A 22,811-nucleotide genomic window follows, 5' to 3' on the forward strand; every position below is an offset into this window, starting at 1 on the left:
AACCCTTTGCCGGCCTCACTACACTGTGAGGCTGCGCCGGGCCTATAGCTCAACGGTTAGAGCAGGGGACTCATAATCCCTTGGTTTCAGGTTCGAATCCTGATGGGCCCACCACATCGCTGTCCAACGAAGTCCAGTGACGAAGCCCCGATGGCGTCTGGCTGGTGCATCAGGGGGCGCCAGGGGCAGCACCTTGCGGCGATGCCCCTTCATTGAAGGGCCCTCAGGATCGCGGCAGATTCTCGATGGGACCAACGCGACCGGGCGGGGGCGGCTGACAGTTGCCGAAGCACCCGCCACCACCGGGGAACCAGCCGCCGATCCCGCCACCACCGCCAGTGCCACCTCCGCCACCGCCACCGCCAGACGGCGGTGTCGAGGCGAAGCTGTCTTCAGTGCCGCCTGACTCTTCTGCCGACTTCCCGCACGGCTTGCTGACGGTGATCATGCTTGAGCCGGTCATCATCATGATTTTCGTCTTGTACATGACGTTGCCGACGAAGGACGTGTTGCGCCATGCATCGGCACCGAAGGTCCTTTCAGCGGTCTCATCCAGTTTCTTCAGGAATGCCCGGTTGGGTGCCTCTGCGGACGAGGCACCGGCTTGCTTGGCCGCCGCAATATCCTTCAGGTCGACCGATATCGAGAACGGGAGCATTGGAAGAACGGTGCAGGCCAGAGCAACACCGGTAATGGTGAAAGCTGCGGTGGCCAGGGCGAATTTACTTACAGGTTTCATTGCCATCCTTGCGAGTTGTCAACGGGGAACGGGCGGTAATCGGGAACGAACGGGTTGCCCGTTCTTCCCTGGTAGAGCTGGTTGAAGGTAGCGTTCAGGCGAAGCGCTTCGGCCTCCCCCTGCATCCGCTCCTCGATGGTGAGTGGCGCAGAGAACATGATTTCCCTGCCAAGCGCAGCGGAAGGGTCTGCGCGCATCTCCAGGACACGCGAAACCGCGTATGCGTTGATGTTTCCCGCTCGACCGGTGGATGCGAAATGTGTCGCAAGCAACTGCAACGCAAAGTAGTTGCCGTCCACGGCGGACGACATCATCTGGTCCAGGGCCGCTCGATCGGGGAGCCTTCTCGAGTCCAGGATCGTGCGGGCAAGCTTGTCGCCGTTATTGGCGGCCTGTTCCAGCAACGCATCCGGCGCGCTGGAGTAGGAAGCCCACTGCGCGGTATTCGGATAGCCGTGTTCGTCCAGCCAGCGTTGCTCCTCGCGGCTACGCCCATCAAAGGGATCATCGTCCTTGGGCTCCATGGCATCGCGATTCTGCGGAACACCGGGAAACAGCATGCTCGTGCTGTTGGCAGGCCGTAACGCGGGTGACGCCGCCGAAGGTGTCGGCGCGGCGGGATTCTCGCGCGGTCCTCCCGCCTGTCCAACCTTCGGTGCTGCTTGCGAGGCCTGTGGCGTGGGGCGAAGGAGGAGAAAGGCGGCTACTGCTCCCGTGGCGAGTGCGGCAACGATGAGTGCTGCAGCGAATTTCTGCGATGAACTTCTGTATTCCATGAGGGTGGTGCAGTTTCCTTGCGATGAACACTGAGTCTGGTACGCGACGCAACAACGTTGGAGTTGCTCGCGCAACTGAAACGGAGTGCACGCAGGTCGCCGGTGATGGATTCGATCCCGTGTGCACATCTGCATCGCCCGCATAGAACGGAAAAGTGGTGCGGCCTCCCCCAGTCCTCTGTGGTCTGTATTCATTTCTTGTTTACGTTCTGGTCCGGCACACGCTTCGGGCCCGGTGCCGGGCGACCCGTTGCACATCAACGACTACGGGTCACTAACAGAGCTGCGGGAACCGCCACAAGCCTATTGGAAGGAGTCCCGCGCCTTTGTTTCGGCGCAGGGACTCCGCTTGCTGGAACCTCCCGGCTGAGGCCCGCTCAGCCGCAGACAGCGCAACACCGTCCATCGCCGCCCCCTGTGTCGAATGACACATGCCCAACCATTTCTGCTGGCGAGAAGATGACGGCATCCCGAAGTGGAGTGATCTGATGCCTGGTACGCTCAGTCGTCGCACCTTCCTGGCCAGTGCCGCTGCCGTTCCAGCGGCCGCGCTCATGCCGGCGGGCATTGCTACCGGGAAGACATATGCAGTCCTTACTGAGAGCTTGATCGAGACGGAACGGGATGCAATCCGCTCCGCCATGAAAGGCAGCGACATCGGTGCCGCTGCCGTCTGCCTGGTCGAAGACGGGCAGGTGCGCTGGGCCGAGGGCTTCGGGTACGCATCGGGCGACGGTAGTGCAGCAGTAGACGCCAGTACGATGTTCAGCATCCAGTCCACCTCGAAGAATTTCGCGGCGGTGGCGGTGCTGTTGGCCGTGCAGGACGGCATCCTTGAGCTGGACGCGCCCATTACCCACCATCTGCCGTCGTTCACGGTGCGCAGCCGCTTTGAGCATTCACCGCAGGAGCACATCACGCTGCGCCTGCTGCTCGCCAACCGTGCTGGATTCACGCACGAGGCGCCGCTGGGCAACAACTACGAACCGGCGTCACCGGGCTTTGATGCGCATGTCCGAAGCATCTCCCAGACATGGCTGCGCTTTCCGGTAGGTACGCGCTACCGCTATTCCAACCTGGGCTTCGACCTTGCAGGCCATGTCCTTGAACAGGCTGCGGGTGTCGATTACCCGCAGTGGCTGCGGCGTCGGATCTTCGAGCCGCTGGGAATGCGCGACAGTACGGCGGATGCGTCGGTCTATCTGGCAAGCAAGGGCCGCGCATTGGGAACCCAGGAAGGCTTCGTGCAGGTACCGCCGGTGACGCCACTGGTGGTGTCCGGTGGCGTCTGGACCAGTGCTGCCGACATGGCGAAGTATCTTGGCTTCATGCTTGCTGGCGGTAAGGCAGGCACGCAGCAACTGCTCGCACCTCATCTCTGGGACGAGATGCATGGCTTCGGCCTGGGTGGCGACTACGGGCTAGGTGTGATGCGCAGCGAGCGCCGCTACGGCAGCACACCGGTACGGCTGCTGCACCACCGCGGTGGCGGCTTCGGATTCGGTTGCGTTTTCACGTACTGCCCGCAGGCGCAGGTGGGTTTCGCTGCAATGTTCAACCGTGCGACGTCCGCAGGGTACGGCTTCGGCGAGCGTCTGCTCGATCGACTGTTGTCGGCGCGTTTCGGACCACGGCAGCCCCGGGTGCCGGTATCGTCGCTGGCGCCGATCCGATTGAACCAGAGCCAGCTGCAGCGGATGGCGGGAAACTGGATTGGTCGCAGCGCCAAAGCGAAGATTGTGGCTGCCGAAAATGGTGAATTGCTGTTGCGTCGAGAGGCCAGTGAAGCGGGTACCCGGCTTGCGGCCATCGACGGCGATCAACTGTTTACCGAAGGCGCCGATGGAGAGGTTGCGACGTACCGTTACCATGCGGCAACGGACATGCTGCCTGCGCATCTGGAATGTACGAACGGGGAAGATGGCCTGGACCAGAACGACACCATGGAGATGCCTGCCGGGCCGAATACCCTCCATTGGCACCCCTGGTTGGGTCGCTATCGCATCGACCAATGGGGCAAGCCGTCAATGTCCGTTGTGCTGGAGCAACGACAGGGCTGGCTGTACATCGATGGCATCCGCCTGGTTGCTGAAGTGGAGCCTGGCCTGTTGTTCACCAGCGATGGCGAAGCCGTGGACTTCCGTGGCCTCCAGCCGACGTGGCGCAACCTGCGCTTGCAGCGCGTCCGCAATGCGGACGCTGGCTGATGCCTGCGTGGCGTTGGGTCAGGCGCGCCGCCCCCGGCCGTCAATGCTGTAGCGCCCGGCGCCTGTGCAGGCCAGCAGCAGGAAGCCACCGGCCAGCCCAAGGTTCTTCAGGAACATGATCTGCTGGGTCTGGTCGGCGAAGTTGTGGTGGAAGATGAAGGCGGTGACCAGGCTGAAACCCACCAGCACCACCGACACCAGCCGGGTCTGGAAGCCGAGCAGGATGCATAGTCCGCTGCCGATCTCGAAGGCGATGGTGGGCCAGAGCAGGAGGCCGGGCACGCCCATGGCTTCCATGTAGCCCTGGGTGCCGTTGAGATCACCGAGCTTGCCCAGGCCGGAGACCAGGAACAGCGCCATCAGCAGGATGCGTGCAAGCAGGTAAGCGAGCGAGTGGGATGCGTGGCTCACGTCGGTGTCCTCGGAGATGGCCGTCGAGGGTGATCGGAGCCCACCGGCGGTGAAGCCTGTGTCTACGCGAGGCGCAAGGCGCCTTGACAGCTGGCGGTTCGCAGGAGACCTTTCTCCCATGACGATTGATATTGAATCGCTCAGCCTTCGGGAGCTGGGCGCCTTGGTGGTTGCCGCTGAACAGCGGAAACAGCTGATTTCCAGCCGCCGTCCGGCCAGTGCGGTGCGACGGATGCTGAAAGCCGCCGCGGCCGAAGCCGGCTACACCCTCGAAGAACTCTTCGGTGGGGAAGCCTCGGAAACACCTGCGCCTGCCCGCAAATCCGCCCGCCGTAAATCCGGCAAAGTCGCGCCCAAGTATCGCGACCCGGAATACAAGCGCCTGACCTGGACCGGTCGCGGGCGCATGCCGCGCTGGTTGGCGTCCAAGGTGTCGATGGGCCACAAGGCCACCGATTTCCTGATTCCTGGCTTGGCCAGGCCGACCGCTGGCAAGACCAGCACCATCGGCAAGCGGACCGTCATCAAGAAGGGATGAGGCTGCGGCACTGCTACCCTGCCCGGGTCTTTCAACCGAGGAGCACGGGATGGCACACGAGGGTGGCATGACGATCACGCCGAAAGTCCTGTACACAGCTGCAGGCGCGGCCGTGCTGGTCAGCCTGCTGGCCTGGGCGGTGGAATGGAGCGGAATGGCCTATGTCTGCCCATACTGCCGCGTGCAGCGCACGGTCATCGGCGTGCTGGGTGTGCTGACGCTGTTCGCGCGACCGGGCGGGCTCATCGTGCCGTGGTTGTCGTACACCGCGGGCGGCTTCGCGTTCGTGGTCGCGGCGATGCAGCACTTCAACGGCTGGAAGCGTATTTCCGCCGGAGATTTCAGCTTCAACGCGCAGTGGTACATCGATCCATGGCTGCTGTCAGGCTGCGCGATGCTGATCCTGGTGGCACAGCTGATGCTGGTGCAGGCTGCGTGTCGGCGCAGTCTGCGCTGATGCCTCTGCCCACGGGGCGTAGCCTCAGGCGTTCTGGAATACCGCCAGCTGCGCGGCGAACGCGCGCTGGTACGCCGGTCGTTGCGTTGCGCGTGCCACATAGGCGACCACCTGCGGGTGCTCGTCTAGGAGGCCGCTGCTTTTCAGGCGTAGCAGCACCGAGACCATCATCAGGTCGCCGGCGCTGAATTCGCCCTCCAGCCACGACGCCGAGCCCAACCAGGCGGACAGTTGTGACAGCCGCGTACGCACGCGCTCTTCAAGCATCGGCAGACGCTGCGCATACCAGGGCTGCTCGCGCTCCAGTACCCAGGCCATGGAGCGTTCGACGATGGGCGGCTCCACCGTGTTCAGCGCGGCAAACATCCACATGATCGCGCGCATGCGTGCAGCCGGATCGGCTGGCAGCAGGCCGGGGTGTTGCTCGGCCAGGTGCAGCACGATCGCGCCGGATTCGAACAGGAGCCGGCCGCCGTCCTGCCAGGTGGGAATCTGCCCGAAGGGACTGCGCGCCAGGTGCGCGGGCTGCTTCATCTCGGTGAAGCTGAGCAGCTGCACATCATAGGGCACAGCCAGTTCCTCCAGCGCCCAGCGTACGCGCATGTCGCGGGCCAGGCCTTGGCCACGGTCGGGGGAGGTGGCGAAGGCGGTGAGGATGGGAGGCATGGGAACAGTCCGCGCGGTCAAGGAAGGTTTGATGATCTGACGAGCGAGTGTGCCGAAAATCGACAGGGGCGGTGCCCTGCACGTCGCCTGCACGTGATCTGCACGCAGGCACTGTCCTGGATCGATCAGTCTGCCGGGGTCATCCGCAGAGACAGGTAGCAGGAATGAATACCCCCGGGAAACCGAAGCCTAGTTGGCGCCAGAGAAACGTGCTGATGGGAGTGCTCGCCGCAGTCCTGGTGATCGTGGTGATCATCCTCTTCATACCTTGGTGAGTTGCCCAGGATCGCTCGATGTGATCCACGCGCCACTGTGACGTGAAGCAGTCAGTGCGGGTTGGGTGAAGTGATGTGCGTATCAATCGTTGCTCACCTGCGAACTACACGAGCATGTCCAGAGTGGATCCGCAGGCAGCGCAGTCGAGGCTGCTTTTCTCCCCCGAAACGACGATACAGGAGCAACGCCATGAGCACCCAGTCCACCATCGAACATCGCCTCAACGACCTGATCGAGATCGCCCGTGACGGCAAGTCGTTCTATGAAGAAGCCGCGACCAAGGTGAAGGACGCCGAGCTTTCGGCCCTGTTCACTCGCATTGCCGGCGTCAAGGGCCGCATCGTGGCCGCATTGAGTGGCTCGGTTGCAGCCAGCGGTGGCAAGCCTGCCGAGCATGGCACCGTGGTCGGCTCGATGCAGCAGTTCTACGGCAAGGTCCGCGCCGCGTTCGGCGATACCAACTACGGCTATGTGGCCGAGTTGGAGGAATCCGAAGACCGCCTGCTGGGTGCGTTCAAGGACGTGCTGAAGGACAACGAGCTGCCGCCGGCAGTGCGTCAGGTAGTGACCCAGCTGCTGCCGGAAGTGCAGGAATGCCACAACGTGATGCGCGCGCGCAAGCATGCGATGAAGGCGGCTTGATGATCATCGGCGGCCCACTCCCCGGGGTCGCCGCGGCCGGGGCGGCATCGCTGCCCCGGTCACCCTGAACCGGTCGCTGCTACACTCTGACCGGTTCCGCACGGTCAACGATGGACACCATGAACAACGGGAACGGTCCGCAGACAGTTCGCTGAGCCGCAACAACGAAGCAGACGTTGTTGCGGTGCCCATCCCTGCGATGCACGCGAGATGGATGGATCACCGCCGGATTCACTCTGGGCGGAGACTCCCCGTGTTCAATCGACAGGCCCCGCGTTGGGCCCATACCCTGCCATCGGCCATTGCGCTGATGGCGCCGTTCGACCTCCTGGCCTCGCTGGCCATGGATATCTATCTCCCCGTAGTGCCCTTGATGCCAAATGCGTTGGGTGCATCGCCTACGCTGGTGCAATTGACGCTGAGCATCTACATGCTGTTGCTCGGCATCGGCCAACTGCTGTTCGGCCCGTTGTCCGACCGCATCGGGCGGCGGCCGGTGCTGCTGCTGGGGGCGTTGCTGTTCACCGTTGCGTCGTTTGCGTTGGCGCTGTCCAGCAGTGGCGGCGCATTCCTGGCTTGGCGCACCGTGCAGGCGGTGGGGGCGTCGGCGGCATTGGTGGCGACCTTTGCCACGGTGCGTGATGTATACGCGGATACAGCGGAAGGCGCGTCGCTGTACGGGCTGTTCGCTTCAATGCTGGCCTTCGTACCGGCGCTGGGGCCGATGCTGGGGGCACTGGTGGCAACGGCAGCGGGGTGGCGCGTGATCTTCGTGCTTCTGGGCGTGCTTGGCGCGGTTGCCGGCCTGCGCGCGCAACGCCAGTGGCAGGAAAGCCGCCCAGCATCTGGTGCAGAAGCGGGACCGGCACTACAGAGGGTGCTTCGCAGTGGCGCCTTCTGGGCATACACGCTGGGATTCAGTGCGGCGATGGGTACGTTCTTCGTGTTCTTCTCGATTGCACCGCGCGTGCTGGTCGAGCGCATGCAGTATTCGCAGATCACGTTCAGCCTGGCGTTCGCGACAGTGGCACTGGTGATGATCCTCACTTCGCGCGTGGCGAAGCGGTTCATTGCACGCTGGGCGGTACGTGGCACTTTCCTGCGCGGGCTCTGCGTGATGATGGTGGGTGTGCTGCTGATGGCGCTCGCTGCGGTGTTTCCACTGTCATTTGCCAGTGTCGTGCTGCCGATGTGGGGCATTGCGGTGGGGCTGGTGATGGTCGTTTCGGTGGCCGCCCATGGCGCGTTGCGTGATTTCGCCGACGCGTCGGGTACGGCGGTGGCGCTTTACTACGCCGTACAGAGCGTGATCGTGGCCGGCTTCGGGACACTGGCTACCGTCTTGTTGCCAGGGGACACGGTGTGGCCGCTGGTGGCCTATGGCCTGCTGTTGCCCCTGGCAAGTCTGATCGCTGTGGCGGCGTTGCGGTGCCACATAGCCTTGGGCAGTGAATAAAAATGGGGCGGCCAAGAGGCCGCCCCAACCTGTCAATCGATCATGTGCGTGGCGTTAGAAGCGCACCGACCAGCGCACGTTCGCACTGTGGTCGCGGCTCTCGCTGCCGTACTGGCCGCTGTAGCCCAGATCCAGCTGCTGACGCGGTGTCAGCCACGCGGACAGGCCCAGTTCGGCCACCACGGCGTTGTCGGCAATCGGAGCACCCTCGACCACGAAGGTGGTGCTGCTGTTGGCGAAGGCCAGGTTGGCCACCTGGTTGCGATCACCCGAGGCACGGCGGTAGCCGACACCGCCACGCAGGTGCAACCAGCTGTCCTGCTGGAACGATGCCTTCAGGCCCTTGTCGAAGCGCAGGCCAGCGGTGGCGACCGTGGTGCCGGTGTCGTCCACCTCGCCGTGCAGGGCCGCCGCACCGCCGCGCTCGTTGATCTGCTTCAGATCCACCTCCACGCGCGCGACCTGCAGGTACGGCTCCAGCCCGGCTTCCGGACCACCGAAACGGTAGCCGGCTTCGATGAAGGCCTGACGCGTGCGGGCGTCGTAGCGTGCGCTCAGGCTGTCGCTGAAGCCCGCGAAGGCCACATCGCGTGTGCTCTTCACCTCGTGCTTGCTCCAGGCCACGCCGCCGCGCAGGCCGAAGCCGCCCCAGGTGTGGCTGGCGTAGGCGCCGAAGTGCGTGTTGTCGATCTTCGACTTGGCGCGGCGGTCCTGCTGCTTCACGTCGGTACGGCCGGTGCCGGCCAGCACGCCAACCTGCCAGCCGGAGAACTCGCGGTCGATGCCGACCAGCAGGCCGTTGCTGTTGGCTTCGGTGCGGGCGGTGTTGGCGTTGCCATCCAGCTTGCTGTTGCCGCCCAGGGCCTGCACCCATGCGCCCGTGGCGTCGCCCGCATCGGCACCGGGTGCGGTGGCACCGGCACGACGTGACAGTGCGGCATCGCGCACATAGCGGCTGCCCTCGACCAGGGCCAATGCCGTGGCCGGATGCAGCTCGCCGCTGAGGCCATCGAGCACGCCACCGACCTGTTGCGGGAACAGCTGCGTCAGCGGCTTGGGCAGGCCCTGGTTGATTGCCAGCACGTCAGCGGCGCCGGCCACCGCGCGTTGATTCGGCGTGGTGGCGGCACTGGCCAGCGAGGCGCCGCGAGCCACGTCGATACGGGTGCCATTGGCACCGTAGGCGAGGCTGAACTGCAGGAACGGCGAGAACGCACTGAAGTCGGTTTTGGCGAACTGGCCGCTGACGCCGCCATCGGCGCGGATGAAATTGAACTGCTCGCCGAGGTAGTAGGTGCCCGGCTCCGGCAGTGCGACCAGAGTGCCGCCGAGGGTGGCGGTGCCGGTCACGTGCAGCTGGTCACTGCGCCCGCCCGGAGCGAGTTCGGCCGCGTAGACACCGGTTGCGCCCTGCACATAGTCGCCATTGATGGTCAACGTGCCGATGGAGTTGCCGGGCGCGATGATGCCGTCCACGCGGGTGTTGCCCAGCGTACCGACACCCTTCAGCAGGCCGTTGGCACCGACCGTGGTGGTGCCGCCGGTCTGCGTGCCGTTGAAGGACACCACGCCACCGTTGACGGTCAGGTTGCTGTCCTTCAGCAGGCCGCTTGCGCTGACCGTGCTCACGCCCCCGGTGGTGTTCAGCGCGGTGGAGACCAGGCTGCCGTTGAGCAGGAACTGGCCACCCTGGACCTCGACCGCAGACGTGAGCGTGTTGGCACCGTTCAATTCCAGCGTGCCGTCCTGCAGCACTGCGCCGTTGAAGGTGTTGTCGCCGCTCAGGCGCAGCCAGCCGATGCCGGACTTGGTCAGCTTGCCGGGGCCACCGATGTCGTTGGTCCAGTCATCCCAGGCATCGCCCTCCCACACCTTCAGGCCACCAGCCTTCTGGTTCATCACCACGTAGGTATCCACGCGCAGCGAGCCATAGCCTTCGATGGCCTTGCGCAGGTCCATCAGGCCCCAGCCGTAGATCTCGTCGATGCCCGGTGCGCCCAGATCGCGCGCGGTGGTCAGCAGCACGTCGCGGACCTGTGCGCTGTCCAGATAGGGGAAGCGTTCGAACAACAGGCCCAGCGCACCGGTGACGTGCGGTGCGGCCATCGAGGTGCCGCTGAGCAACCCATAGCCGTAGGTGGGCACACGCTGGGTGACGTCAAGCGACAGATTGCCGTTGGCATCCACGCCCAGCGCCGCCGCCACTGCGGAATCATCGCCATAGACTGTGGAGTTGATGCCTGAGCCGGGAGCGGCCAGGCACCAGTTGGCGCTGAGGCCGCACTTGTTGGAGGTCAGGCTGAGCGTGAAATCCTGGCCGACGTTGACGACACTGAGCCAGTACTTCTCGATGTCAGCGAAGGCACGCGGTAGGGTGGCATACATGCCGGCGATCGGGCTGGCCGATACGGGAGCCGCAACATCGCGTGCAGGCGAATTTCCCGCTGCCCAGACCTGGATCATGCCATTGGCGCGGGATCCGTCGGCATAGGTTGCGAGGTAATCGCGATCATCCGGATCGTTGTAGATCTGATCCATCAGTACCGCATTGGGCTCATTACTCAGACCCCAGCTATGGTTGACCGCGCGCACGCCCTGGGCGTTCATCTGGGCGTACATGTCGACCACGGCGGACGAATCGGGGCCAACGCTACCCAGTGAGACCACCGAATAGCCGGTTGCCGTACGCTGCCATTCGCTGGCGCTGTTGAAGAAGAGGCGGGCGACGCTGAGATCCGCCCCGAAGGCGACCCCATGCATACCATTGCCGTCGCGGTTGGCGGCGATGGTGCCGGCCACATGGGTGCCGTGTACTTCAAAGCCGATGCCGGGCTGAACATAGGGGCCGGCCATGATCAGGTCGCGAATGTTCTGTGGGACGTTGGCGTTGAAGCCGACGTAGCTTACCTGCACGTCGTCGCCATCGCTGGAGAAGCAGGCGCCGGGACCCGTGAGCTGTGTGGTGTTGGTGCAGTGCGAACCGTCGGCCAGCAAGTCGGCAATGTGGATGCTGCGATGGTTCTTCCCGGCGAACTCTGGATGGTCCAGGCCGGTGCCGCTGTCGAACACACCCAGGCGGATGCCGGTACCGGTCAGGCCCCGCGCATAGGCGTGGTCTGCGTTGGTCGCGGCCAGTCCCCAGTCGGCGTTGAATTCGTTCGTGCGCCAGCTGGCCGGATCACCTGGCTTACCGGGAATCGACGTGGCGCTGGCTGCTGCTACGGGTGTTGCGGCCGACAGGTTCGCGTCGGTCGATGAACTCGCCAGCGGTGTGGGCTGCGCCCACGCGGCCTGCAGTTGGCGCTGCTGCTGCCAGGCATCGAATGATTCGCTGGCCATGGCCGGGAGTGCGGTGGCCAGCAACAGCGAGCTGGCGACGGCAAGCGCCAGCGGGCGATGTGAGAGGGAGCGGGACGAACGGCCGTACAGCGGGTGATTCATCAGACAACTTCCTTGATTGACGGACATCAAAGGCCGTTAACCCCGCAGCGCGCCGATCACCCCCAGTGGCGTGAAGAAAATTTAATGAACAGGTTAAGATTGGGTGACATCGGCTTTCACTTCGTCTCCCTGCGGTCCCGCTACCGTGACCCAGCCTGGGCTCACCAGGCCTATCAGGGAGTGATGCAATGCGAGTTTTCAGGAAAGTGATCGCAGGGGCTGTGTTCGCGCTGGCATGTACTGGTTCGGTGGCGGTGGCAGGGCCGGTCGAGCCCTGCGACAAGCCGTGCTGGCGGGCTTACCAGATGTGCCTGGCCAGTGGTGCCGATGCCGGTGAATGCCAGCAGGCGTACAACACCTGCGTGGTCGACCTGTGCATGGGCGTGTGAGTCGCGCCGTTTGAGCGTTGCGTTCTATGGAGCCCCGTCATCGACGGGGCTCTTCTGTTTCAATCGAGGATGCCGGCATCGATACGGTAGTCTCGGCATGTCTTCATGGGCAGAGGAGTGCCATGGCCGTCAAACGTGTCGTCGCCAACATCGCCACGCCTGACCCTGCGCGTGCCGCAGCGTTCTATGGCGAACTGCTGGGCATGCCGGTGGTGATGGACCACGGTTGGATCGTCACCCATGGCGGTGAGGGCAGCGCGCTGGCGCAGATCAGCTTTGCCAGTGAAGGGGGTTCCGGCACCACAGTGCCGGACCTGTCGATCGAAGTGGACAATCTGCAGCAGGTACTGGAACGGATGCGCGCGGCCGGCATCCCGCTGGAATATGGCCCGGCCGATGAACCCTGGGGCGTGCGCCGCTTCTTCGTCCGTGACCCCTTCGGGCGGTTGTTGAACATCCTCGCCCACACCTGAGCGACAGACGGTTCGTCAGCGCCGCTTGGCACCGGCCGGTGGCACGCCGACCATGCGCAGGCAATCGGCCTGCACGGCTTCGATGAACGCGTCGGCATCCTGTGCCGGTGTGGCGATCAGGTCGTCGGTAGCGCCGTGCACGCCGGCATAGATCAACGAGGCGGTAACCTGCGGCGCCGGAAGCTGCCACAGACCGGCCGCGTTGCCCGCTTCGAGGATGCCCAGCAGGTGCCGCTGGATTGCATTGCGTTCGGCGTTGCCGCGCTGGTGGTGATGATGGTTGGCGTACACCACATCGTGCAGCGCGTGGGTGCGCACGTAGAGCTCGATGTTGGTACGGATCCAGGCACGCAGGCGTGCCACGCCATCGCCGGCGGGGTGTTGCTGCACGGCCTGGTCGACCGCTTCCATGAACTGCCGCGTGTAGCGTTGTGCCAGCGCCTGCAGGATCTCGGTGCGCGAGGCGAAGTAGGTATAGAAGGTGCCCTTGGCCACATCAGCCGCGGCGACGATGTCGCTGATGGTGGTGGCGTCTACCCCCTTTGACAGGAACAGTGCCTGCGCGGCGTCCATCAGTTCTTCCTGACGGGTTTCCGCGGGCTTGGTGCGAGGCCTGGCGACAGCTGGGGTCTGCATGGTGGGCAAGGTTCGGGTGCGACGGTAGCCATTCTAGCTGTCCTTCGGCATTGACTGACCGCCGGTCATTGACCGACGGTCAGTCAGTGGCTACGATGCGCGCACGTCCTCCCCCGGGATCCACACATGCAACGTTTCCAACGTCCGGCCCTGGTGTTGGCCGCCTACCTCGGCACGTTTCTCGCCTCGCTGGACATCAGCATCGTCAACGTCGCGCTACCCACCCTGCAGCAGGCGTTGAGCACTGACATGGCCGGGCTGCAATGGGTGATCAATGCGTATGCGATCGCGTTGTCGGCGCTGATGCTGTCGGCAGGGCCGCTCGGGGACCGTTACGGTCATCGGCGGATGTGGTTGATCAGCGTCGCCACCTTCACTCTTGGTTCGTTGCTCTGCGCCTGTGCCAACACTCTTGCGACCCTGGTGGCTGGACGCGCAGTGCAGGGCATCGCGGGCGCATTGTTGATTCCCAGCGCCATGCCGATCCTCAGCCACGCCTTCCCCGACGCGCGACTACGCGCACGCGCGATCGGCGGCTGGTCGGCGTTCAGTGCGTTGGCCCTGGTGCTGGGCCCGCTGCTGGGGGGCGTGCTGGTGCAGCGCGCCGGATGGCCCAGCATCTTCCTGATCAACCTGCCGCTGGGCCTGCTTGCGCTGGCGCTGGGCGCCTGGGGAATTCCGGAGCGGCGGCATCCGCAGCACGCTGCACTGGACCCTGCCGGGCAGCTGCTCAGCATCGTCGCGCTGGGTGCGCTGAGTTACGGGCTGATCGCGATCGGCGCGCATGGCCTGCTGGCCCCGGTGACGCTGCTGGCGTTGGGCGTCGCAGCCGCTGGACTGATCCTGTTCGGCATCGTCGAACGCCGCGTGGCACGCCCACTGCTGGCGCTGGACCTGTTTGCCGACCGCCGCTTCGGCATGTTCAACCTGGCATCGTTCGTGCTGGGCTTCACTGCCTATGCCAGCCTGTTCTTCCTGTCGCTGTTCTTCCAGCAGGCGCAGGGGCACAGCGCTGCGCAGGCCGGCGCCCAGTTGGCGCCGCAGTTCCTGTTGATGGGTGTCGTCTCGCTGTTGTTCGGTCGTCTGGTCGCCCACCTCGGGCTGCATGCCGCGCTGGCGCTGGGCTACGCCCTGGCCGGGACAGCGCTGTGCGCGATGGCTACGTTTGAACCGGCTACTTCACGTGCCTATGCCAGTGCTGTACTGGTGCTGCTTGGCGTTGGAATGGGGCTGGCAGTGCCGGCGACCGGCATGGCCGTCATGGCCAGCGCGCCGGTCGAGCGCGCGGGTATCGCTTCAGCCACGATGAACGCATTGCGCCAGGCAGGCATGAGCCTGGGCATCGCGCTGCTGGGCAGCCTGATGGGCCAGCGCGCCGTACAACAGTTCGCTACTTCCGCACAGGCGGCCGGGCAGCGGGGGCTGGTGGCACAGGCGCGCGAAATGATCCTGCAACCGAGCTCGATGCACGCCACGCCGCAGATGCTGGCGTGGTATCGCAGTGCGATGGCCAGTGGTTTCGGCTGGGCGATGGCGGTGGCCGGTGCGCTGGCCCTGCTTGTGGCGCTGGGTCTGTATCGGCAGCGCGCACCGGCCTGACGCGCGGCATTCAGCCCTGCTGGCGTTGCGGGCCCTCTGTCGTGCGTTCGGTCTCCTGTTGCTGCTGTTGCTGCTGGCGCGCATTGGCGTGGCGAGCGTGTCCACCTTCACGACCGATCGCGGCCATGTGCTGGCGGTTGCGGCTGATCGCCTCGCCGCCCTTGCGGCCTGCGACACGTGCTTCGGCCGGACTGAATTCGTGCGCGTTGCCGGAGGCGTGCGCGGCCCGCCCGCCCTTGGCAGCGATCGCGCGCTGCTTGTCCTGGTCCATTGATGCGAAGCCCCGGTTGGAGCTGCGCGGGTTCTGCTCAGTCATGTGAAATCTCCTGCAGTGTGGACGCCGCCTTCGTAGACGACAGCATCCATGCTTGGCCATCGCACGCTAAGTCCAGGTCGCCATCTTCGCCACAGCTTTCACGCGCCCTGCGCACGGGGCTGATGGCGCAGCCATTCAGGCGGGTGCTGCAACCCGGAAGCGCTTTCGCTCAACCGAGGTCACCGCCGCTGTTGATAGCATGCGCAACAACGCCACTCGGCTGGCCACGACAGGGACGTAGAACATGAACAGGATTGGAGTGATCGTATTGCTGGCCTGTGCCGCCCCCGTCCATGCAGCCAGCCCCCTGTTGTCCGGCAGCTTTGTCCACGTCGGCTATTCGGCCACCGACGAACAACTGCCGGCATCGCAGTTGCCGCTGTTCCTGGATGAGCTGCAGGACCTGGGCAACGACACGATCATCCTCGGTCAGCTGCGTGCCACCCGTGCTGGCGTGGGATGCGCCAGCGGCGTGCAGGATTTCGAATGGATTGCCGGCTTTCCCGGCAAGCTCGGCACTGTGCTCGACGCGGCAGCCGCGCGCGGCATGAAGGTCGTGGTCGGCACCACCTACAGCTCGGGGCAGTGCGCCACCTTCTGGCAAGGCCAGAACGCAACGGCCGTGGCACAGGATGCGGCGCAGTCGCTGGCCCAGCTTGGCCAGCAGTACGGATCGCATCCGGCGTTCGCAGGCTGGTACATCACCGACGAGCCGGCACAGGTGCCGGCTGATCGCGCGCCGTTCTACCGCGCGATCGTGGCGGCGCTCAAAGGCAGTACACCTTCGCGGCCGGTGATGGCGGCACCCTACCTTGCGTCATCCACCGTTGATCCGGCCAGCGTGGGCCGGGCTGCTGTGCAGTTCCGTACGGCCACCGGCGTGGACGTGCAGATCTGGCAGGATGGCATCGGTGCCGCCTCGCATGCCCGATTGTTCCAGTGGGATCGCGCCGGCCATTCCACCGAGGCGTATTACGAGGCGCTGTCGGCGGCGCTGGGTGCCAGCGGCCTGTGGGCCGACATCGAACTGTTCAACCATGGCAGTCCCTTGTTCCTGGACACCGGCAATGGACTGTCCGGCGCCTATCGTCCGGCCTCGGTACAGCGCATCAACCAGCAGTTGTGGAGTGCGCGCTCGGCCGGCAAGCGCGTTGCCTGGCTCAACCAGTACCACATGTCCGAGGTGGTCGGCCCCGGCCAGGGCTATGGCGAATCGCCGCGGCTGATGAACACCTATCGCGGGTTGTATGGCCTCGGTGCGTCCTACAGTGTCGATCCGGTGCAGACCACCTACAGCTACAGCGTAGCGCCAGATGCGAACTATCCCGACAGCAGCGGTCACGAGCTGTTTGATCGCCGCGTGGGAGATCCGCGCAATCCGATGGATGCCGGCTGGGTGGGCGTGCATGGCAACGTCAGCATCACCATCGACCTGGGCCAACGCAGGCGGGTGGACTGGATCGGCCTGCACACGATGACTCGCCCCGGATGGGGCATCGTCACGCCGACGTCGGTGGAGGTGATGTGCACTGAGCCGGGTACTGCAGCAACCAGCATCGGCATGTTGTCAGCGCCGTTCACCCAGGCCGGACTCAGTGGATCGACCGAGGAGGAATACGTGCTGGGCAACGCGGCGCCCCTGGCTGCGCAGTGCCGTACGCTGGAGCTGCGGCTGGCCAATGGCAACTGGACCTTCCTCAGCGAGATCGAGATCGCGGCCGAGCAGTAGCGATGTCAGCGTTGGCGTGCGTCGTGCAGCCGCTGTGCGAACGGCCGCTGTTCAAGCGCCTGCAGTGCGTCGCGCAGCACCTGCTCCAGTGACTGCCCGAGATCGGTATCCAGGCTGCGCGCCGCGCGCGCCGTAGCCTGCCACTGTGCCTGCAGCGCCGGCAGGACCTGCAGCGCCTGCGGGCTGAGCTGCAGGATGCGCTCGCGGCTGTCCTCGCCGATGGCGGTATGCAGCCAGCCGTCGTGCACCATCGCTGAAACCGTCTGGCTGAGCGCCGAATGGCTGAGCCCGCAGGCCAGTGCCAGGTCCTTGATGCGGCAGGGGCCCTGCGCCATCAACGTGCGCAGCACCGGGGTGTAGCGCGGCCGGTAGTCCAGCTGCAGGTCGCGATAGGCCTGTTCGACCGCCGGATCGAGCTGATCAAGCAGGGCGCGCAGCAGGGTGCCCAGGGTGGCGTGTTGGAGATCCATGGGCGTGATGATATATAAGCACTTACATATCATCAACATGGGGTGGGGTCATGGCGGTTTCGTGGATGCTGGGCGCGGTGCTGGCGGCGTCCTGCCCGGCCCAGGACGCGGTGCTGCAGGCGGCGGCCACGGCAATACAGGCGCACTACCTGGACGTGGCCGAGGGCGCGCGCATTGCCGGGGCCGTGCGCGGCTGGTCCAGCCAGCAGCGCTATGTGGACAGCTGCGCGGACCCGAAGGTCTTCAGTGCGCGCCTGAACCAGGACCTGGACGTGTTCGATGGCCACTTCCATGTCGAGCGGGTGGATGCCAGCGGCGACCAGGACGACTGGCTGATGGCCTGGCGCGCGGATGCGCGCAGCACGGGTGCGGGCGTGCGCGAGGTGCGGGTGCTGGAGGGCAATATCGGTTACCTGCGCCTGAGCACCTTCTATCCGCTCGATCTGGCCCGGCCGAAGCTGGCCGCAGCTTTCACCCTGCTGGCCGACACCGATGGCCTGGTGCTGGACCTGCGCCAGAACGGGGGGGGCGATGACGGCAGTGCGGACCTGCTGGTGCGTACCCTGCTGGAGTTAGATGTCACCGCAGTGCAGGTGCTGGAGCAACGTGGACGGCGTACTCCCGTGCCACTGCCGCCAGCGAGCCTTCCGCCGTACCTGAAGCCGTTGGTGATCCTGATCGACCGCCGTACCGGATCGGCCGCGGAATTTGTCGCGTACTCGCTGCAGGCGCAGGGGCGGGCACGTGTCGTTGGTAGTCGAAGTGGGGGCGCGGCACATATGTTCGATGATCCTGTGCTGCTGCCGGATGGCTATCAGATCAGCATTCCCGACCGGCAGCCGATCAACCTGCGTACCGGTAGCAACTGGGAACGTACCGGTGTCACGCCTGATGCAGCAGGCGGTGACGATCCGCTGTTCGTCGCGCGGCAGTTGCTGGCCCGATCGGCATTGCAGAAATGAACGCACAATTGCAACCGCGCCCTATCGCAGACGACATGCTGCATGCCTAGAATCGAAGCATCCCGGTAGTTCCCGGGCGCTTCGAGTGAATGGACTCAATGAAGATTCTGTTGACCGGCAGTTCCGGGCGGATCGGGCGTGCGATCTTCGGCGCGTTGGCGGCGGCCCATGAAGTGGTGGGGTTGGATCGCAGTCCGTTCGCCACTACGCGCATCATCGCCGATGTCACCGACCGTCATGCGGTCACGCGGGCGGTGCAGGGCGTCGACGCGGTCATCCATGCTGCGGCGCTGCACGCCCCGCACGTCGGGCTGGTGCCGGATGCGGTGTTCCAGCAGATCAATGTGGACGCCACCGCGCACCTGCTGCAGGCGGCGCGCGAGGCCGGTGCACGGCGCTTCGTGCTGACCAGCACCACCGCGCTCTATGGTCACGCGGTGGTGGCCGGCGGCTGCCGCTGGATCGACGAGGACACCGAACCCCTGCCGCGCACCATCTACCATCGCAGCAAGCTGCAAGCAGAGGCGTTGGCTGAAGCTGCCGCCGCGCCGGGCTTCAGCGTGCGCGTGCTGCGCATGGCCCGCTGCTTCCCCGAGCCACCGGAGCGGATGGCGATGTTCCGCCTGCACCGTGGCATCGACGCGCGCGACGTGGCCAGCGCGCACGCCGCGCTGCTGCACGATGAGGGCGCGGCCTTCGCGCGCTACATTGCCTGCGCTCCGACGCCGTTCCAGCGCGAGGACTGCCTGGAACTGGCGACCCAGCCGCGCAACGTGCTGGCCCGTCGCGCGCCACAGCTGCTGGCCGAGTTCGAGCGCCGCCGCTGGCCGTTGCCGCTCAGCATCGATCGCGTCTACGACAGCGCCCGTATGCGCAGGACGTTGGGCTGGCAGCCGCGCTTTGGGCCGGACGATGTCCTGCAGCAGTACGCCGCTGGCAGCATCGAAGTTCTGCCGCGGGCGCAATGGATCAAGGACCGCGTGGCCGAATAGGGCGGCAACGGGGCGGCTTCCTGACCCGACCCTGAGCAGGTTCAGGAATGTGCAGGCCCGCCGCCTCAACCTCGTTGGCAGGCGGCCGCTAACCCGGTGCGCTTCCAGTGCCGGGCACGACCCGGCGGCCGGTGGCCTGCGCGATGGATCGCGCGCCTGCGCGGTGCCTTCGCGGCGCCGGTCGTCCTGAACTGCCTTGCGGACCTTTCCATGCCTCCTTCCCGCTCCGCCGCTGCCCGCCGCCCGGGCAGCATTGCCCACAAGCTGATGCTGGGCACCGCTGTGATCGCACTGCTGTGCTTCGGCCTGACCGCATTCCTGATCTACCGACAGGCCAGCGCCAGTCTGATCAGCGCCTCGCGCCAGACCATGACCAGCGAGGCCAACGCCGAAGCACGCCAGGTTTCGGCCGACCTGGGCACCGCCTTCGCCAGCAACGATGCCATGGTCGAGACCGTGCTCGCCCAGCGCGCACGCGGTGACGTGCCCGATCGCGCCAGCCTGGCGGCAGTGCTTGGCGAACAGCTGCGTACCCACCCGGAGTGGCTGGGCAAGAGCACCATGTGGGAGGCCGATGCCTTCGACGGCAAGGATGCAGAGTTCGTCAACACCGAAGCGCACGATGCTACCGGTCGTTACATGAGCTACTGGGCCTGGCACGACGGCAAGCCGCAGCAGTCGACGATGACCGACTACACCGAGACCGCCAGCGGTTCGGGTGACTGGTACATGGTGCCCAGCCGCGACAAGCTGCCGAAGGTCAGCGAACCCTATGCCTATGACATCGCCGGGCAGCAGGTGCTGATGAGTACGCTGAGCACGCCGATCATCGAGAACGGCAGGTTCCTTGGCGTGTTCACCGTGGACTTTTCGCTGGCAGCGCTGCAGAAGCACCTGGCCACGTTGAAGCCGATGGGGGCCGGCCGCGTCGAACTACTGTCGCCGAAGGGCGTGGTGCTGGCTTCGGCCAATGCCGCCGAGATCGGCAAGCCGCGCAACGATGCATTGACCCGCAGCATGCTGGCCGACATCGCCGCCGATCGTCCGTTCGAGGCCTTCAGCCCCGATGCGGCCGGCAATGTGCGCGTGTATGTGCCGCTGCGCGTGGGCGACGCCCCTCAGCGCTTCGCGCTGGGCGTGGTGATGCCGCATGCGGTGATCGTGGCCGAGGCGCGTCAGCTTCTGTGGCTGACCCTGCTGGTTGGCGTGGTGGCCGCGCTGACGCTGAGTGCCGGTGTCTATGTGCTGCTGCGCCGGTTGGCGATCCGCCCGTTGGCCGAAGCCGTGCGTGTGGCCGGCGATGTCGCCGCGGGCAAGCTGGACAGCACCCTGCCGGCACGCAGCGACGATGAAGTGGGGCGTTTGCTGGAAGCGATGCAGGGCATGCGCGGCCAGCTGCAGGCGGTGATGGCTGCGCAGGCGGAGATGGCGCGCCGCCACGATGCCGGAGAGCTCAGCTACCGCATGGATGCCTCGGCGTTCCCCGGCGAATACGGTCGCATGGTGGCCGACAGCAACCAGTTGGTGGCGTCCAGCAATGCAGTCACCCAGCGCTTGGTTGAAGTGATGCAGCGCTACGCCGTGGGCGACCTCAGCGTGGACATGGAAGCGCTGCCGGGCGAGAAGGCGGTCTTCACCGCTGCAATGGCCACCACCAAGAGCAACCTGGCCGCGATCAATGAGCAGATCCAGCAGTTGGCCGCAGCCGCCGCAGCCGGTGATTTCGCGGTGCGCGGCGACACGCTGCGCTTCGACCACGACTTCCGCCGCATGGTGGAAACCCTCAACACCATGATGCAGGTCAGCGACCACAACCTGGCCGAGCTGTCGACGCTGCTGCGCGCGATCGCCGCAGGCGACCTCAGCGCGCGCATGCAGGGCGACTTCCACGGCGTGTTCGCGGTGATGCGCGACGACGCCAACAGCACCGTGCAGCAGCTGACCCAGATCGTCGGACAGATCCAGCAGTCGGCGGCCAGCATCCGGCTGGCGGCGGGTGAGATTGCCGCGGGCAATAGTGACCTGTCGCGCCGCACCGAGCAGCAGGCGGCAAACCTGGAAGAGACCGCGGCCTCGATGGAGGAGCTGACCTCCACGGTGCGCCAGAATGCAGACCATGCGCTGCAGGCCAATACCCTGGCCGGTTCCGCGGCCGGCGTGGCCAGCGAAGGCGGCCAAGTGGTCAGCCAGGTGGTGCAGACCATGGAGCAGATCGAATCCTCTTCGCAGCGCATTGCCGAGATCATTTCGGTGATCGATGGCATCGCGTTCCAGACCAACATCCTGGCGTTGAACGCGGCGGTGGAAGCGGCGCGTGCCGGTGAGCAGGGCCGTGGCTTCGCCGTGGTCGCCAGCGAAGTGCGCGCGCTGGCACAGCGCTCGGCGGGCGCTGCGAAGGAAATCAAGGCGCTGATCGACGCCTCGGTGGCGCAGGTCGGTGCCGGTGCGCAACTGGTGCACGGCGCGGGCCGCACCATGCAGGAGATCGTGGGTCAGGTCGGTCGGGTCAACGAGATCATGGCCGAGATCTCGGCCGCATCACGCGAGCAGTCGGCCGGCATCGAGCAGGTCAACCAGACCGTGGTGCAGATGGACGAAACCACCCAGCAGAACGCCGCGCTGGTGGAGGAAGCCAGTGCCGCCGCGCGGGCGATGGAAGAACAGGCCGAGCAGTTGGCGGTGGCGGTCTCGCGCTTCCGTCTGCACGCCGAACCGGCAGCCGTGGCACGCCGCGCCGCCTGACCCCGCAAACGAAGACGCCCGGCGGGGGCCGGGCGTCGATTGCATCCTTGCCGCGCATCCCTGCGCAGTTCTGAGGGCTCAGAACATGCCTTCAAACGGGTTCCAGCTGGCGCGTCCTTCCACCTTCTCCAGGTAATAGCTGTAGTTGGTGCTGGAGGCGACCAGCAGGTTCATGGCGATGAACAGCATCCGCCCCACGACGTCCGGAAGGAACATGGAGACGATGGCCAGCACGATGTTGATGCCGATCAGCACCAGTGCCTTGCGCCACATGCCCAGGATCAACAGGTAGATGGCGCCGAAGAACAACGCAAAGAAGTTCAGGTTGATCTTCAGGCGGTCACCGAAGGACAGCGCCTTCCAGGCCTGCTTGAAGCCGGGATTCTTGGGGGCGCCGTGCTGGCGGAAGAAGTTGAAGCGGAACTGCCACTTCGGGCTGAACTGGGACAGGTCAGTGGTATTCATGGGAAACATCCCTGTTGGAAAACGTTTTCATGATAGGGCAAGTCCTATTCAGGATCCAAGCTTCGGCGTCAAAAATGTGACGCCTGCCGTGTTCCACGTGGTGTGGCGGGGCGCCGCACCGTCACCCATCCGCCTTGTTTTTAGGATAGGGTGCGCAGTTCCGCTGCCGCCCCTGCTGGATCTGGGTGGCAGCGGGATGTCCATGGAGGTTGCATGACCACACCTGCTACACCGGAAAACGCACCGGGACCGGTGCTCCTGCCGACACCTGAAGTGGTGCAGGCACAACAACTGCTCGCTCGCCAGCAACTGGCGGTGGCGATGGACCGTGCGCGCACGGCCGCCACGCAGGATGCGGCACCGGCCGCGCTGCAGAGCGAGTAATCCGCAACACCGCCGATCGCGCTGGCCAGCCGCCAGCGCGATCAC

At 65.4% G+C, this 22,811-nt stretch carries 22 protein-coding genes and 1 tRNA gene; 14 read left to right on the forward strand and 9 right to left on the reverse strand.

Annotated features, from left to right (window positions below):
- The first annotated feature begins 38 nt into the window (after nucleotides 1-38).
- Nucleotides 39-114, forward strand: a tRNA-Ile gene (locus tag N5J73_RS12795).
- A gap of 109 nt (nucleotides 115-223) precedes the next feature.
- Here the strand turns inward: N5J73_RS12795 and N5J73_RS12800 are convergent.
- Nucleotides 224-739, reverse strand: coding sequence for a hypothetical protein (locus tag N5J73_RS12800; RefSeq protein WP_065428149.1), 516 nt, complete (start codon nucleotides 737-739; stop codon nucleotides 224-226).
- Nucleotides 736-1,299, reverse strand: coding sequence for a hypothetical protein (locus N5J73_RS12805; protein WP_049451464.1), 564 nt, complete (start codon nucleotides 1,297-1,299; stop codon nucleotides 736-738). Before N5J73_RS12805 ends, N5J73_RS12800 begins: the two co-directional genes overlap by 4 nt.
- 647 nt (nucleotides 1,300-1,946) lie before the next feature.
- Between N5J73_RS12805 and N5J73_RS12810 the strand changes: the two genes are divergently transcribed.
- Nucleotides 1,947-3,722, forward strand: a complete 1,776-nt coding sequence (locus N5J73_RS12810; RefSeq protein WP_239508862.1) for a serine hydrolase domain-containing protein — start codon at nucleotides 1,947-1,949, stop codon at nucleotides 3,720-3,722.
- Between the two features lie 18 nt (nucleotides 3,723-3,740).
- Here the strand turns inward: N5J73_RS12810 and N5J73_RS12815 are convergent, their stop codons facing one another.
- The gene (locus tag N5J73_RS12815; protein WP_049449072.1) at nucleotides 3,741-4,133 is read right to left on the reverse strand and encodes a DoxX family protein; all 393 of its coding nucleotides are present in this window, start codon (nucleotides 4,131-4,133) and stop codon (nucleotides 3,741-3,743) included.
- A 118-nt stretch (nucleotides 4,134-4,251) separates the two neighbouring features.
- On the opposite strand from N5J73_RS12815, the gene N5J73_RS12820 reads away from it, so the two are divergent.
- Both N5J73_RS12820 and N5J73_RS12825 read left to right on the forward strand, forming a co-directional pair.
- Nucleotides 4,252-4,671: an H-NS histone family protein gene (locus N5J73_RS12820; protein ID WP_006395620.1), complete on the forward strand. Its 420-nt coding sequence runs from the start codon at nucleotides 4,252-4,254 to the stop codon at nucleotides 4,669-4,671.
- Between the two features lie 49 nt (nucleotides 4,672-4,720).
- Nucleotides 4,721-5,128: a hypothetical protein gene (locus N5J73_RS12825; protein ID WP_049449077.1), complete on the forward strand. Its 408-nt coding sequence runs from the start codon at nucleotides 4,721-4,723 to the stop codon at nucleotides 5,126-5,128.
- A gap of 24 nt (nucleotides 5,129-5,152) precedes the next feature.
- Here the strand turns inward: N5J73_RS12825 and N5J73_RS12830 are convergent, their stop codons facing one another.
- Nucleotides 5,153-5,794, reverse strand: a complete 642-nt coding sequence (locus N5J73_RS12830) for a glutathione S-transferase family protein (RefSeq protein ID WP_049449079.1) — start codon at nucleotides 5,792-5,794, stop codon at nucleotides 5,153-5,155.
- Nucleotides 5,795-6,259: 465 nt separating this feature from the next.
- On the opposite strand from N5J73_RS12830, the gene N5J73_RS12835 reads away from it, so the two are divergent.
- Both N5J73_RS12835 and cml read left to right on the forward strand, forming a co-directional pair.
- Nucleotides 6,260-6,712, forward strand: a complete 453-nt coding sequence (locus N5J73_RS12835) for a PA2169 family four-helix-bundle protein (protein ID WP_279941030.1) — start codon at nucleotides 6,260-6,262, stop codon at nucleotides 6,710-6,712.
- Nucleotides 6,713-6,965: 253 nt separating this feature from the next.
- Nucleotides 6,966-8,168, forward strand: coding sequence for a CmlA/FloR family chloramphenicol efflux MFS transporter (gene cml / locus N5J73_RS12840; protein ID WP_080354944.1), 1,203 nt, complete (start codon nucleotides 6,966-6,968; stop codon nucleotides 8,166-8,168).
- A gap of 54 nt (nucleotides 8,169-8,222) precedes the next feature.
- Here cml and N5J73_RS12845 read toward each other — a convergent pair whose 3' ends face one another.
- Entirely contained in the window at nucleotides 8,223-11,609 is a 3,387-nt protein-coding gene (locus tag N5J73_RS12845; protein WP_049449081.1) for an autotransporter serine protease, read from the reverse strand.
- 188 nt (nucleotides 11,610-11,797) lie between these two features.
- Here N5J73_RS12845 and N5J73_RS12850 point away from each other — a divergent pair, with 188 nt between their 5' ends.
- Nucleotides 11,798-11,998 (forward strand): hypothetical protein, encoded by a 201-nt coding sequence (locus N5J73_RS12850; RefSeq protein ID WP_049449083.1) that lies wholly within the window; start codon nucleotides 11,798-11,800, stop codon nucleotides 11,996-11,998.
- A gap of 122 nt (nucleotides 11,999-12,120) precedes the next feature.
- Nucleotides 12,121-12,471: a VOC family protein gene (locus N5J73_RS12855; RefSeq protein WP_049449085.1), complete on the forward strand. Its 351-nt coding sequence runs from the start codon at nucleotides 12,121-12,123 to the stop codon at nucleotides 12,469-12,471.
- Nucleotides 12,472-12,486: 15 nt separating this feature from the next.
- Here the strand turns inward: N5J73_RS12855 and N5J73_RS12860 are convergent, their stop codons facing one another.
- Nucleotides 12,487-13,107, reverse strand: a complete 621-nt coding sequence (locus N5J73_RS12860) for a TetR/AcrR family transcriptional regulator (RefSeq protein ID WP_049449088.1) — start codon at nucleotides 13,105-13,107, stop codon at nucleotides 12,487-12,489.
- Between the two features lie 126 nt (nucleotides 13,108-13,233).
- Here N5J73_RS12860 and N5J73_RS12865 point away from each other — a divergent pair, with 126 nt between their 5' ends.
- Nucleotides 13,234-14,706 carry an MFS transporter gene (locus N5J73_RS12865; RefSeq protein ID WP_049449090.1) on the forward strand — a complete coding sequence of 491 codons (1,473 nt, stop codon included), beginning with the start codon at nucleotides 13,234-13,236 and terminating at the stop codon, nucleotides 14,704-14,706.
- Between the two features lie 10 nt (nucleotides 14,707-14,716).
- Here N5J73_RS12865 and N5J73_RS12870 read toward each other — a convergent pair whose 3' ends face one another.
- Nucleotides 14,717-15,022: a KGG domain-containing protein gene (locus N5J73_RS12870; RefSeq protein ID WP_049449091.1), complete on the reverse strand. Its 306-nt coding sequence runs from the start codon at nucleotides 15,020-15,022 to the stop codon at nucleotides 14,717-14,719.
- A gap of 244 nt (nucleotides 15,023-15,266) precedes the next feature.
- Here N5J73_RS12870 and N5J73_RS12875 point away from each other — a divergent pair, with 244 nt between their 5' ends.
- On the forward strand, nucleotides 15,267-16,751 hold the full coding sequence (locus tag N5J73_RS12875) for a DUF4434 domain-containing protein (protein ID WP_049449093.1): 1,485 nt from the start codon (nucleotides 15,267-15,269) through the stop codon (nucleotides 16,749-16,751).
- A gap of 5 nt (nucleotides 16,752-16,756) precedes the next feature.
- On the opposite strand, the gene N5J73_RS12880 is transcribed toward N5J73_RS12875, so the two are convergent.
- Nucleotides 16,757-17,221, reverse strand: coding sequence for a MarR family transcriptional regulator (locus N5J73_RS12880; protein WP_049449094.1), 465 nt, complete (start codon nucleotides 17,219-17,221; stop codon nucleotides 16,757-16,759).
- 50 nt (nucleotides 17,222-17,271) lie between these two features.
- On the opposite strand from N5J73_RS12880, the gene N5J73_RS12885 reads away from it, so the two are divergent.
- The 3 genes from N5J73_RS12885 to N5J73_RS12895 all read left to right on the forward strand — a co-directional run bounded on the left by N5J73_RS12885 (nucleotide 17,272) and on the right by N5J73_RS12895 (nucleotide 21,917).
- Nucleotides 17,272-18,183, forward strand: coding sequence for a S41 family peptidase (locus N5J73_RS12885; protein WP_049449096.1), 912 nt, complete (start codon nucleotides 17,272-17,274; stop codon nucleotides 18,181-18,183).
- 98 nt (nucleotides 18,184-18,281) lie between these two features.
- Entirely contained in the window at nucleotides 18,282-19,175 is an 894-nt protein-coding gene (locus tag N5J73_RS12890) for an NAD(P)-dependent oxidoreductase (RefSeq protein WP_049449098.1), read from the forward strand.
- 210 nt (nucleotides 19,176-19,385) lie between these two features.
- Complete coding sequence (locus N5J73_RS12895) at nucleotides 19,386-21,917, forward strand: methyl-accepting chemotaxis protein (RefSeq protein ID WP_049449099.1); 2,532 nt, start codon at nucleotides 19,386-19,388, stop codon at nucleotides 21,915-21,917.
- Between the two features lie 78 nt (nucleotides 21,918-21,995).
- On the opposite strand, the gene N5J73_RS12900 is transcribed toward N5J73_RS12895, so the two are convergent.
- On the reverse strand, nucleotides 21,996-22,382 hold the full coding sequence (locus N5J73_RS12900; RefSeq protein ID WP_049436940.1) for a DUF2628 domain-containing protein: 387 nt from the start codon (nucleotides 22,380-22,382) through the stop codon (nucleotides 21,996-21,998).
- A 213-nt stretch (nucleotides 22,383-22,595) separates the two neighbouring features.
- On the opposite strand from N5J73_RS12900, the gene N5J73_RS12905 reads away from it, so the two are divergent.
- Nucleotides 22,596-22,766 (forward strand): hypothetical protein, encoded by a 171-nt coding sequence (locus tag N5J73_RS12905; RefSeq protein WP_162838397.1) that lies wholly within the window; start codon nucleotides 22,596-22,598, stop codon nucleotides 22,764-22,766.
- The last annotated feature ends 45 nt before the right edge of the window (nucleotides 22,767-22,811 follow it).

The organism is Stenotrophomonas sp. GD03654 (genome assembly GCF_029845105.1).
GTDB classification, from domain to species: Bacteria; Pseudomonadota; Gammaproteobacteria; order Xanthomonadales; family Xanthomonadaceae; genus Stenotrophomonas; species Stenotrophomonas africana.